Annotated in this window: 9 protein-coding genes; 4 read left to right on the top strand and 5 right to left on the bottom strand. The window is 59.6% G+C overall.

The window, feature by feature from the left end; genetic code table 11:
• The 4 genes from ABIZ35_RS16470 to ABIZ35_RS16485 all read right to left on the bottom strand — a co-directional run.
• Positions 1-344: DUF6375 family protein (locus ABIZ35_RS16470; RefSeq protein WP_348221017.1), on the bottom strand; the 344-nt coding region annotated here is incomplete at its 3' end.
• Entirely contained in the window at positions 341-1,291 is a 951-nt protein-coding gene (locus tag ABIZ35_RS16475) for a radical SAM protein (protein ID WP_348221018.1), read from the bottom strand. The genes ABIZ35_RS16475 and ABIZ35_RS16470, both read right to left, overlap by 4 nt.
• Positions 1,292-1,307: 16 nt before the next feature.
• The gene (locus ABIZ35_RS16480; protein WP_348221019.1) at positions 1,308-2,381 is read right to left on the bottom strand and encodes a hypothetical protein; all 1,074 of its coding nucleotides are present in this window, start codon (positions 2,379-2,381) and stop codon (positions 1,308-1,310) included.
• A gap of 220 nt (positions 2,382-2,601) precedes the next feature.
• Positions 2,602-6,213 carry a DEAD/DEAH box helicase gene (locus tag ABIZ35_RS16485; protein ID WP_348221020.1) on the bottom strand — a complete coding sequence of 1,204 codons (3,612 nt, stop codon included), beginning with the start codon at positions 6,211-6,213 and terminating at the stop codon, positions 2,602-2,604.
• A 287-nt stretch (positions 6,214-6,500) separates the two neighbouring features.
• On the opposite strand from ABIZ35_RS16485, the gene ABIZ35_RS16490 reads away from it, so the two are divergent.
• The 3 genes from ABIZ35_RS16490 (at position 6,501) to ABIZ35_RS16500 (ending at position 8,665) form a co-directional block, all read left to right on the top strand.
• Positions 6,501-7,061, top strand: a complete 561-nt coding sequence (locus ABIZ35_RS16490) for a PEP-CTERM sorting domain-containing protein (protein WP_348221021.1) — start codon at positions 6,501-6,503, stop codon at positions 7,059-7,061.
• A 196-nt stretch (positions 7,062-7,257) separates the two neighbouring features.
• Entirely contained in the window at positions 7,258-8,145 is an 888-nt protein-coding gene (locus tag ABIZ35_RS16495; protein WP_348221022.1) for a diacylglycerol kinase family protein, read from the top strand.
• 4 nt (positions 8,146-8,149) lie between these two features.
• Complete coding sequence (locus ABIZ35_RS16500; RefSeq protein WP_348221023.1) at positions 8,150-8,665, top strand: hypothetical protein; 516 nt, start codon at positions 8,150-8,152, stop codon at positions 8,663-8,665.
• Here the strand turns inward: ABIZ35_RS16500 and ABIZ35_RS16505 are convergent.
• Positions 8,560-9,303 (bottom strand): phosphatase PAP2 family protein, encoded by a 744-nt coding sequence (locus ABIZ35_RS16505; protein WP_348221024.1) that lies wholly within the window; start codon positions 9,301-9,303, stop codon positions 8,560-8,562. The two genes, ABIZ35_RS16500 and ABIZ35_RS16505, sit on opposite strands and share 106 nt — an antisense overlap.
• A gap of 240 nt (positions 9,304-9,543) precedes the next feature.
• On the opposite strand from ABIZ35_RS16505, the gene ABIZ35_RS16510 reads away from it, so the two are divergent.
• Entirely contained in the window at positions 9,544-12,669 is a 3,126-nt protein-coding gene (locus tag ABIZ35_RS16510; protein ID WP_348221025.1) for a glycoside hydrolase family 38 C-terminal domain-containing protein, read from the top strand.
• Positions 12,670-12,873 lie beyond the last annotated feature (204 nt).

The following is a 12,873-nucleotide window of genomic DNA, read 5'->3' on the forward strand; positions in this document are numbered from 1 at the left end:
TTATCAATCAATACTTTGAGGAAAGCAGATACCTCACTCTCATCTGTTGTAACAACAATTTCTTGGCCCTTAAGCTCGACTGAGATATCGTAGGCGAATTGTTCAAGCTCCTCTGGGGCAACCAGAAATAGGTTATGAGTTTGCAGAACCGCTAGGATTTCGGGACTGTATCGTTTGGCGTGTGGTTCCTTAAGATCCTCCACCAGTCGTGGGGCCTGCTCGACAGTATCTTTGATAGCGTCGATAATGGATTTTGCCTCAATGGCCTTTTCCATCTCTTTGAAACGCCCGATCATTACGAGGTTCATGGAGTGCTCGGAGCCATATCCCGCCCAGATTTTCATTTTGTGGTTTCCCCAATTTTCTGCCGCAGAGTGCTAAGCGCGGCTATAATCCCATCATCACCAACATCAATCCCGGTCTTGGTATACGACGACTGCCTCAGTATGCCGGACGCATCCAAGTGTGCGTAAGCTCGAAGCCCCGCTTCCCCAGGCAACGGATCACATACGGGCATACCTTCGGAACCCGCCTGACTGACACGGAGTGGAACGCCAGCCCTGCGCTTTTCCACCCAGCACTGTAGTCTTTCTGTCGCTATAGGATCTATGCCATCCCGCCCTCGGGCGGGCTGTTCAGGCAGTAGTAATAGCTCGCTTGCCTGTGTTCGTTCTGCGAGTTCGTCCAATTCGTCAAGATCTGCTATGGACGAACTGTTGACAACCACGTTAATGCCAAACGGTGCTATTTTGCGCACGATTTCAAGTTGCCGAAGTAGAGAGGCGAAGGATCTTCCCCGAATTCTTTCATACGTCGCCCCCACGCCATCAATGCTTACGCGAATGAAATGCACATTACCGGACAACTCACCAGCGAGCCTCTCATCAATTCTGTGAGCATGTGTGGTGAATGTTGTAGCCAACCGTGTTTCTGTCGCCGCGAAGTTGCATAGGGCGGAAAATTGGCGAAACAGGGTCGGTTCGCCGCCTCCGAATCCTACAGACAAGCAGCCGTTTTGGTCCAGTTCGACCAGCCAGCCTTTTAACAAATTCAAATTCAATTGGGCGTGATGCTTGGGCGCATAACAGAATGGGCAATGTAGGTCACAGGCGTTTGTCAGAGCAATCGACATTTGCCTTGGGGCGGAGGCCCACGCACTCTTAGGCGGGATTACCTCATTGACCAATATATTAATACCTGTCCACCGGTCAAACAGATGGATACCATCTGGCCCATTGCGCGACTTCCATGTTCCAGTATTTCTAAGCGTCTCCCCTACTGAATTCAGCATTAATCGCACTCCCTGCTTAGGCTTCGTCTAAAGCAGATGTATCTGTATCGCCATTGGAGATCGCGCTTCGCGCGATTTCCTCCAAACGGTTAATGTGGTCATAAACGGCTGACTGACTTAGGTGTTCGAGGTGTTCGGTTCGCACAGCAGTTGTCGTAACTGTCGCCACAGCATTCTCTGCGTTAGGGAATACCTGCATACACACTTGTTTAATCTCATCCGTATCTTCGTCAGATAAAAACTCCTCAATCGCCTCGTAGAGCGGCTTTATCAGATAGAGTTGTCGCATACCCGGAGTTGGATGCCAGACCGATTCAAAATCCTCAGGCAAAAGTGTCGTCTGGGCAACGACACTTAGGAAACAGTAAAGGCTAAACAATCGATAGAAGAGTTGATCTTTTGGCGATTGGCGCATCGAAGGTGATGGACGAACTCCGCGATTGTAGGTAATTGCTTTGACGGTCTCCCTAACTGCCCAGCAATCCGCCTGCCACTCAAGCATCTGGGCAATCATGGGCGGTAATCTTGTCACCCCGCCTTCTTCTTCAACGTACGATAATACTGTTCCATTGATTTGCTTCGTAAGGTGTCCGAGGGCTATATGCCCGAACTCATGGTACACTCCGTTCTCGACAGCCATCAGGGTAAGGGTAGCGGCTGCCTCTTTACGGTGTTCGCTGACAGGTGAGGGCCATGAACCTTCGAGGTACTGTGGAAGATCAAAATACGTTGCGTATAACTTCCCGCCGAAGATTTGCTCATGGTTCTCGACAGCCACGTTACCGATCTCAGGCAGAACGCGATCTGTCGCCATCATTCGAAGGAAAAGATCGTAAAGAACCAGGACGGTACCGATATGCATACCGATGTAAGCATTACCATCAGCAGACGAAGCTACTGCACTGACCTTGGCGCTTGCCACCAGATCAGCATAAATCTGTGTAGTAGTTGTGATAGGTAAGTCCGCAATGACTTGCTGCATAATCTCCCTTGCGCGTGCCAGAATGCCATTAGGGTCATCGGTATAACCTGCTTCGTAACGTCCTCCTCTATCACTGAATCGGTGGTTGAACTGTTCTGCAATAGACAACTTCATGCTCCCATAGTGATTGACAACTGTTAGTAAGACTGCCCATATATAATTATACCAGGCGGCCTCTTTTCGTTATCATTGCCTTGGGCAGATAAAGGTCGTGACGCCCCATTATTTACGCTAATGTAAGATAAAATGTAAATTAAAAATAAGACATACACAAAAACAGCCGCCGGGGGATTTCCCCCGGCGGCCGTTGCGCATTCCAAAGCGTGTCTTAGCGCTTGCCGTACTTATTGAACCCGCCGCCTCCGGGGCCACGGTTGCCTCCGCCAAAGCCGCCGCGCCCGGAGGGCGGGCCGCCGCCGCGGTTGTTGTTGCCGCGTGGGTTTTCGTCGGGGTGGGCGATGCCGGCGTTGAAGCTCTTACCGCGCAGGGTGGTGGAGTTCAGGGCGGCGACGACCTTAGTGACGAAGTTCGCGGGGACTTCCACGAAGGAGGTGCGGTCCATGATGTCGATGGCGCCGATCTGGCGGCCGGTGAGGCCGGCTTCGTTGGTGATGGCGCCGACAAGGTCGCCGGGGCGGACGTTGTCCTGGCGGCCGAGACTGACGAACAAGCGGACCATGCCGGCTTCGGGCTGCTCGATATCGTTGGCCAGCTCCTCGGCGGTGTCGGCCGGAGCGCTGTGGCGATTTTTCCAGAGCAGATAAAGCGCGGCGGCGGCGATCTCGGAAGCGTCGTATTCTGAGGTCAGCGATTCGACCGTCGCCAGGTGGCCGTCGAACTCGCCGGAGACTAATGTCTCGCGCAGCGACTCGGCGAGCGCTTCGCGGCGGCGGGCGGTGATGTCGGCGGCGCTCGGGATGCGGACGGGTTTGATCTGCGTGCCGATCATCTTTTCGATGGCCTGGAGCTGGCGGCGCTCACGGCCTTCGACCAGGGTGATGGCGTCGCCGGAGCGTCCCGCGCGGCCGGTGCGGCCGATGCGGTGGATGTACTGTTCGATGTCCCAGGGCAGTTCGTAGTTGATGACGTGCGTGACGGTCTCGATGTCCAGGCCGCGCGCGGCGACATCGGTGGCGATCAGCATGTCGGCGAGGCCCTCGCGGAACCGCTTCATGACCCGGTCACGTTCCGGCTGGCCCATTTCGCCGTGCAGCGGCTCGGCGAGATACCCGCGCACGCGCAGGGATTCGGCGAGCTCGTTGCATTGCTGGCGGGTGCGGCAGAAGACGATCGTCGGTCCGGGCGTTTCCATGTCCAGCACGCGGCCGAGCGCTTCCAGCTTACGGCCTTGCGGAACTTCGTAATATGTTTGGCGCGTCGTGTCCACGGTGCGGCGCTTGGATTCGATCTTGACGCGCTGGGGGTTGTTCAAAAATTGCTGGGTCAGCGCGAGAACGCGTGGCGCCATGGTGGCGGAGAAGAACGCCGTCTGCCGTTCCTTGGGCATTTCGGCCAGGATCGTCTCGACTTCTTCAAGGAAGCCCAGGGCCAGCATCTCGTCGGCTTCGTCCAGTACACAGAATCGGACTTGGTCCAGTTGGATCGAACCGCGTCGGAGGTGATCCAGCACGCGGCCAGGTGTGCCAACAACGATATGCGCGCCGGCGCGCAGGGCGCGGAACTGGCGGTCGAGCGGCTGTCCGCCATAGACGGGGACAACGTTCAGACCCGCGTACTTGGCGAACTTATGGATGCCGTCGGCGACCTGGATGGCCAGCTCGCGGGTCGGCTCCAGAATGATCGCCTGGATCACGTTCTGCTTCGGATCCACCATCTGCACCAGCGGCAGGGCGAACGCGGCGGTCTTGCCCGTGCCCGTCTGCGCCTGGCCAATGAGGTCGCGGCCGGCGAGCAGCGGCGGGATCGCGCCTGCCTGGATGGCCGTCGGGGCTTCAAAGCCCAGATCCGAAATCGCCTTCAGGACTTGCTCGGAAAGACCGAGGTCGGCGAACTTGATCGGCTCCGGATCGTCCCCGAGCGGCTCCGCCTGGGCGGCGACGGCGGCGGACGCCACGACCGTCTTTTTCGTTTTCACGACTTTGACGGTCGCTGGCGCTTCCTGAACGGGAGCAGCGTCAGCGGCTGGCGCCGTGGCCAATTTCTTCGCCTTGAGCGCCTTGATGGCGGGCGGCGTCCGATCAACGGGAGGCTCCGGCGCGGCGTCCGTTTCCGAACCACCCGAAGCGATCACTTCGGGCGATGAAGTCGGCTCCCTTTCGGGAGCCGCTTCGGCGCTGGGTGAAGACACAGCTTCGGACGTCACTTCGGAAGGAGCCTGGGGCTCCTCCGTCGTGGGTCCCTGGTCGTCCGCTTCCGGCGCTTCAGGAGCGGGAGGCTCCGAGCTTGGTTCCGGCTCATCGGACTCATCGTCCTCGTCAGATTCTTCCGACTCATCGTCTTCGTCGGTTTCTTCCGAAACGGCGCCTTCGTACGAGGCGTCTTCATCCGTATGTGTTTCTTCTTCCGAAGAATCCTCATACATTTGGGCGTATTCGCCTGATCCGTCCGTGTCGCCGGTTTCGCTCGCCATGCTCGGAGCGTAACCTTCCTCGTCCATCGGCTGGGCGTGCACGACGGTGTATTCATCGGAGGAATCCGTGTCGTCAGCCACCGGACGCTCCGAAGCCGGGCGTGTGGTGCGCTTGGCGCCGGACATCACGACGATGACTTTCTTTCGGGCGGGGGGCTTTTGGGCCGCATCCGCGAGATGCTCGATCGTGATCGGAGGCCGATTGGCCGGGACGACGATGGTGCGATGGCCCGTACTGGACTTCACGGCGACCGGAGCCGTTGTTTCCGCTTTTGGAGCGGTTGGCTTGGGTGACATCGGCTTCGCGGGCATTGGCTTTGCAGGGCGCGTGTCGGGACGCTCGTTCTGTCCATAGGACGGTCGGGCGGCGTCACGGTCGGGGCGTCCCTGTCCAAAGGCGGGGCGTCCGCCACGGTCATCCGGGCGTCCTTGGCCGAATGACGGTCGTCCGCCGCGATCGTCGGGACGTCCCTGTCCATACGGCGGGCGGCTGGGGCCGTCATTGCGGCCCTGATAGGGCGGTCGTCCGCCGGAGGCGTCATCGCGGCCCTGGTAAGGTGGACGTCCCCCGGGACCATCATTGCGTCCCTGGTAAGGAGGTCGTCCAGCGGAGCCCTCGGTTCGTCCCTGATAAGGAGGTCTGCCGCTTGGTCCATCGGGCCGTCCCTGATAGGGCGGTCGTCCGCCAGGGCCGTCTGTCCGGCCTTGATAGGGTGGGCGACCGCCACGGTCGTCCGGTCGTCCCTGGCCAAACGGCGGTCGTCCCGCCGGACGATCCTGTCCATATGCGGGCCGGTCCTGACCATAGGATGGTCGTCCGCCACGATCATCGGGGCGCCCTTGTCCGAATGGCGGACGTCCGCCGGGAGCGTCTGGCCGGCCCTGATAAGGCGGTCGTCCGCCGGGTCCATCGGGGCGTCCTTGATAGGGTGGGCGTCCGCCCGGACCATCCGTGCGACCCTGATAGGGAGGTCGGCCTGCGGGGCCGTCCGTTCGTCCCTGATACGGAGGCTTGCCTCCCGGACCTTCGGATCGTCCCTGATAAGGCGGCTTGCCGCTGGGGCGATCCTGACCGAAGGCTGGCCGGCCGCCGGGCGCGGGGCGTCCGGCAGGTCGCCCGTCGCCGGGGCCTTGTCCGTCGGTGCGTCCCTGATAGGGCGGGCGTGCGCTGGGCGCATCGCGGCGCGGGGCAGGGGCTTCCGCGCCTCCGCCATTGACCCAGGGGCCGTCTTTCCAGGGCTTGGATTTGGGAGCGGGGGCAGCGGCGTCGGGACGCGGCGAGCCCTTGCGGTGAGCGCCTTTGGCGCCGGGTCCGCTGTTCTTTGAGTTGTAATCGTTTTTCTTAGGCATAATATGTTCCCTTTAGTGTACCCGGAGTCAGCCCGGAACGACCAAAAACGAGCATATTCGCCGGGTTTACGCCATTTGGCCTAGATTTACGGCGCCGAGCGAATGTGTAGACTGCTGACTTGGGAGCAGGCGCTTGCCACGAGAATTGCATGCAAGCATGCGCTACATATGTCCAATGAGTACTTTTGTGCTGATTGCATTAATTGCTGTTATAATCATAATAGTCGCCTGCTAAAGCGGCTGTTTTTGTTCTCATTTATGAGATCTTCGTTAGTTAGGAGATATCTTTGAAATTACGATCCTCGAATTTCGTCGCATTGGCTGGAATTGCCGTGACCCTGCTGGCGGCGCCTTCCGCCCACGCCGCTTATGTCTTCGTCGGCAGCTGGGACCTCGGGACCGTCGGTGGCGGCTACGATAACCCCGGCAATCCCTATATCTGGTCTAACAATTCTCAGGTCTTCACGGGACAGGAAGCCGCCGCCGCTCTGTTTGGCGGAAACGCCTCGGATTATGCGATCTCGACGGTCGACGCCGATGCCGCCCATATCAACCATCTCACGTTTGTCGATGGCTGGGGTGACACTCAATATCTGTATAACCCGGCTTCCGAAACTTTTAGTGTTGACATGGGGGCTCCCGGCTACAGTGATCCCGGCGGCGTCGGCAGTTCTTATTCCGCGCTGGTCACCGACCATGCCCCATTTGAGGGCAGCGGCAGCTTTGTCAATTACGCGTTCCGCAACGTCTCCGCAGTTCCCGAACCCTCCACGAACGCCGTGATGATGCTCGGCGGTCTGACGGTCCTCGGGATGGTCTTCCTGCGCCGCCGCTCCGCTCAGTCTTAACTTTTCGGTCTGTTCGTGTGATCGACTCCATCATAAAGCGCTTCGCCAGTGTTAGCTCCACAAGCTTACTGGCGAAGCGCTTTGTTGTTTCCGAAGCGCGTCCTTTGATTAAGCCTTCTCGTTTCCGGGAAGAAATCTTCCAGACACATCTCATACACATGACGCCCGAACAATGCACATCACGGAGGATGTTCCCATGTCTCAAGGCGACCCGATCCCGATTTTGATGAACACGCGCGCCGGTGCGATGCACGCGGAGTCCGGAGAACAGCAATTAAGAAACATGGCGGCGAAGATCGATCTGGATCTTCGGGTCATTCGGACGCAATCCAAGGAAGATTTTCAAAGCGAACTGAGAAAGCTGGTCGCGGCGAAGGCGCCAAAGGTGGCCATTGCTGGCGGCGACGGCACCGTTGGCCTGGCGGTGCAGGAACTGGCGCACACACCGACGGCGCTGGGGATCCTGCCACAGGGAACGTTCAACAACTTCGCGAGCGCGGCGCGGCTGCACCATAATCTTCCGGCGGCGCTTAAGACATTGAAAAACGGAGCCCCGAAGGCCGTGGACCTCGGCAAGATCGGCGATCGGTACTTCACGGAATCGGCGGGCATCGGGTTGTTCGCCGAGTCGCTGGCGCTATATGGAAAGGGAAGCAACAAAAACTTCCTGCGCGGTCTGTATGCCGTGACGCGTCTTTCGCTCGCGTTTCGAGCCTTCGAAGTCAATCTCATTCTCGACGGCAAATCTCAAACCACGCGCGCCACAATGTGCGAAATCTGTAACACCTATCGAATCGCCCAGGCCGCGCCGATCGCTCCGCACGCCGACATCGACGATGGTTTTTTGGATGTCGTGATCTTCCATGACGTTCATCGGAGCGAAGTGGCGGCGTACCTGCGCGCCGTGCGCGCTCAGATGCACCTGGGCCTGCCGAAGGTGGAGGTGCTGCGCGCCAAGGAAGTGCGGATCGAGGCGCGTCGGCCGCTGAATGTTCACGCCGACGATCAAATTGTCGGCGTCACCCCACAGACTATCACGATCCAGCCAGGGGCGCTTCAAGTGCTGGTCGATCAGGAGCTATAATTTCGTGAATTTCAGGGTTTCGTATATTGCATCCCCCAAGATCGAACCGAAAGCAGGCGATCTCTTGCTCTTTGTCCGTCCGCATCGGCTATTCGATTACGTCATCAAGCTGCTGATGTGGACGCCCTACTACCATGTCGGGTTATACACCGGCGACAATTCCGTGCTGGAGGCGCGTCCCTGGGGTGTGGCGATCAATACGCTGCAAGGGCGAGAGGATTGGTTTGTGGTCGCCCCAGCGCCGGAGGGTAAGGGGCCGGAGGCGCTGGCGTGGGCGAAAACGCAGATCGGAGCGAGGTTCGATCGATGGAACATGCTGCACGTGCTGCTGGAGCATTTGTCCATCAAAGTTCCAATGACCTCTCTGCCGTCGGGGAAATATTCGTGCGGAGAATTCGTCGCGACGGCGTTCTATCATGCCGGTGTCCGTCTTTTTCCGAACGAGGATCTAGACGATGTGGCGCCCAAAGACTTCGCCCGTTTTTTGCCCAAGGATAACTCGGCTCGCCCTCGCGTCTGATCTCGGGACTTATGCAGTGTGCGTCCGAGCGCCTCCCGGACGATAATACAGATAACGAGCCAGGGAAGCCCCGCCATCCATCCCGCCAGAACATCCGTGGGATAGTGGACGCCGAGATAGATCCGGGACACGCCGATCGCCAGGATCAGGGCAAGCGTGGCGGCGTGGATGAGCCGGCGGTCCAGCTTTGTGGGAGCGAGCGTCCCGGCAAAGTAACCCAGCAGGCCGTAGACCGACATGGCGAAAAGCGAATGGCCCGAGGGGAATGAGTATCCCGTCGCGTGCATGATCGGCGTGAAGAGTGTAGGGCGATCTCGGTGAAAGTACGCCTTGGCGCCGAGGATCAGAAGGCCTGCGCCGAGGGCGCAGATCGGCATGGTCCAGGCCATATCGCGCAGACGGCGCCAGCGTGCGCCGACAGCGATCCCAGCCACGGAGATCGCGATCATCATGCCGGTGGAGCCGACGCCCGCCAGTACAAGGGAAAGATCCGTCCACCACGGCGCTTGACGCTGATGGATCCAGCCAATGACCAGGTGATCGAGAGAAGTGGGGCCCGATCCCGAGGCGTGGACATGGTTCCAATCAGCCGCGAAGATCACCACGGCGAGAATGCTGAGCGCCAGCCCGATTGTCAAATGTCTCTTTACGGCGCTCGCCCGCTGGGATTCTTTTTGTGCGCCCCCGCGTGTTCTTTTCGGTCGTATTCCGTGAATTTCATACCCTATAGTTTTTCGTCTGTGGGGGCCGTGCATACAGTATTTATACCCATTCGCGTGGTAAAATCAAAGCCAGTGAAGTGAACCATATCCTCCGCGTGGCGTGAGCCTGCTCTTAGAAAGCGCGTTCACACGCCGGCGTAAGAAAGTTAACCCCTGATGCTGCTGGATGCAAAGATTCCCAAGAAGATCACGATACTCGAAACGACCTATTCCACGCTGCGCTACGCCGCCGTGGCCCCGGTGGAGATGGAGCTGGCGGAAACCCTGGAGCATTACCGGGGGATCCCGCCTTCGGACGCCGGTTTACCCTGGCGTAAAGTGGCCTCCGGCGACCGCTGGGGCGACAGCTGGATGACGGCGTGGCTGCGCGGAAATGTCGAGATTCCCATGTCTCTGGACGGCCAGACCGTCTTTCTGCGCGCGATCACCGGCGCCGGCGAGAGCCTGCTGCTGATCGATGGGGAGCATCGGGGCGTCTTTGATCCCAATCATCCCGTGCGTCTTCTCGCGCTTCACGCGGCGGCGGGCGCGATCCATGAGATCCATCTGGAAGCCTACTCAGGGCATACATTTCCCGGCACCCAGCCATTCGATGAGCCGCTCGTCGTCAGTGGCGGAGCGGCGCAGGACAGTGGGATCGCGGTCGGCAAGGGCGCGCGCGCCTTCGGCAAGGTCGAGCTTGTGGTCGAGCGGCCCGATGTCAGCGCCTTTGTCTTTGAGCTGCGCGCCCTGCGCCAGCTCGCTGAGGGATTGGACGAGAGCAGCCTGCGCCGTGGGAAGATCCTGGCGGCCGCGCAGGCGATCTTCACGGCGGTTTACGCCAAGCCCGAGGAAGTCGAGGAAGACGTCTGGCGCGCCGGCCTCGCCGAAGCCCGCAAGGTGATGCGGCCACTGCTGGAATTGAAGAACGGGCCGACTACGCCAAAGTTCGGGATTGTCGGCCACTCGCACATCGACACCGCTTGGCTCTGGCCGATTGCGGAGACCCATCGGAAGCTTGCCCGCACCTTCTCTTCCGTGCTCAGCCTGATGGATCAGTATCCGGATTTCAAGTTCACTTCGAGCGCCGCCTATCACGCCGATATTTTGCGCGAGCTTTACCCGCACATCTTCGCCCGTGTCCAGCAGCGCGTCAAAGAAGGCCGCTGGGAGATCAATGGCGCGATGTGGATCGAACCCGACTGCAATATCCCCTCGGGTGAATCGTTTGTGCGCCAATGCCTGGTCGGGCAGCGGGCGACGCGGGAGATGTTCGGCGTTACTTCGGACACCCTCTGGCAGCCCGACGTCTTTGGGTATTCGGCCGCCCTGCCACAGATTTTGCGCGGCAGCGGCGTCGAGTTCTTCTGCACCACCAAGCTCGGCTGGAACGACACCAATCGGTTCCCCTACGATACCTTCGTCTGGAAGGGCATGGACGGCAGCTCGGTCATCTCCCACTTCAACCGGATCCACTGCTGGCCGGACCCCGAAACGCTGATCCAGGCCTGGAAAGAAGTGCAGCATAACGATGTCCAGGACCGCCGGCTGATCACCTTCGGTTACGGTGACGGCGGCGGCGGCCCGATGGCGGAGATGATCGAAATGGGCCGCCTATCCCAGGACCTGGAAGGCAGTCCGAAGGCCGAATATACCTCCATCAGCGAGTTCATGATCGGCGTTCGAGACGAGATCCCGAACCTGCCGACATGGACCGGCGAACTGTATCTGGAACTGCACCGAGGCACGCTCACCTCCATCGCGCCGATCAAGCGCGGCAACCGCAAGTGCGAGTTCGCCCTGCGCGACGCCGAACTTGCCGCGACTATCGCGGCGTTGAAGCACGGCGCGGCGTATCCGGCCGCCGAGCTTCTCGCGCAGTGGAAGAAAGTCCTGCTCAACCAGTTCCACGATATTCTCCCCGGATCGTCCATCGCCCGCGTCAACGACGAGGCCATCGCTCTCTTCGCTGAGTGCCTTACGCAGACCCAGGCGCTGGGCGATCGCGCTCTGGACACGCTGGCGGGCGGCTCCGGCGACGGCGTTTTGGTGACGAACAGTCTGAGCTGGGAGCGCGGCGGCGAGATCGAGTTGACGGGGCTTCCCAAGGGTTCGCAGCCGGGCGTTGCCGGCCTGATCGCTCAGGAATTCGAAGATCTCGACGGCGCTCAGAAGCTTGCCGTCACTGGTCTGACACTGCCGCCACTGGGGTATCGTGTTGCGCCATTGGCGCCGCTCGCCAAGTCGTCGGGAATCGCCCCATTTGTCGTGACCGAGGACGCCGTGGAAACGCCGTTTGCGAAGGTCAAATTCGATGACTTCGGACGCATCGTCTCATTCTTCGATCTGGCGTCGCGCCGTGAACTGGTCTCGGAAGGCGGCGCGTTCAACACGTTCTTGATGGGCGAAGACGTGCCGGCGGCCTGGGACAACTGGGACATTGACCGCGACCAGCGCCTCAAGCTCGCGCCGCAAACCGATCTGGTCGAGCGGGCCGTGATTAGCGAAGGACCGCTGCAATTGCGCATTCGCCAGAAGTATCAGATCGGAGTGCAATCTGTGCTGACCCAGGACATCGTGTTCCATGCGTCAAGCGCCCAGGTGGACTTCGACACGGTGGTCGATTGGAAGGAAAAGTATCAGTTCCTCAAGGTCGGCTTTGCGCTGGAACTTCATGCCGATACGGCGCGCCATGAGATCCAGTTCGGTCACGTCACGCGTAATGCGCATGACAATACGTCTCAAGACCGCGCTCAGTTCGATGTCTGCGCGCACAAGTGGACCGACATCAGCGAGAACGGATTCGGCGTCACTTTCCTGAACGACTGCAAGTACGCCTGTACGATCAAGGACGGCGAGTACCGTCTTAGTCTTCTCAAAGCCGGCCGTCATCCTGACCCACGTGGTGATGAAGGCAGGCATCGGTTCGCCTACGCCCTGCTGCCGCGCGTCGGCGCCTTCGATGTCGAGACGGTAGTGCGTCCGGCGTACGAGTTCAACCTCGCGCCCACGGCGACGCTTGCCTCTATGGGCGCGTCAGAATTCAGTCTTGCGAGCATTGACGCGCCGAACGTGATCATCGAGTCCGTGAAATGGGCCGAGGACGACCACGCCTTCATCGTTCGCCTCTACGAAGCGGGCCGCACGGGAACGCACTCGAGCGTCCAATTCGGCGTGCCCGTGGCGTCCGTCGCTGAGACGAACCTGCTCGAAGAAGAGGCGCAAGACCTCACGGTGACGGACGGCGCCGTCGCGCTGTACTTCAAGGCGTTTGAGATTAAGACGCTCAAGGTGAGCGTTTGAGGGCGAAGGCCCATCTTAGATGCAAGGCAATGAAGAGTCGTCAGCGAACATTAAGAGTGGCCGGCGAATGAATTCGCGCCTAAAAGTACAGCCGTCCGCCTGCGCGGACTTCGGAGCCTACGGCATATTCAGATTATGTCTGCGGCACAAATGTCTGAACCCACGAAGGTGGGTGATTGTACTTATAGGCGCGAATTCATTCGC

It is taken from the genome of Capsulimonas sp. (genome assembly GCF_039929585.1).
Classification (GTDB): Bacteria; Armatimonadota; Armatimonadia; order Armatimonadales; family Capsulimonadaceae; genus Capsulimonas.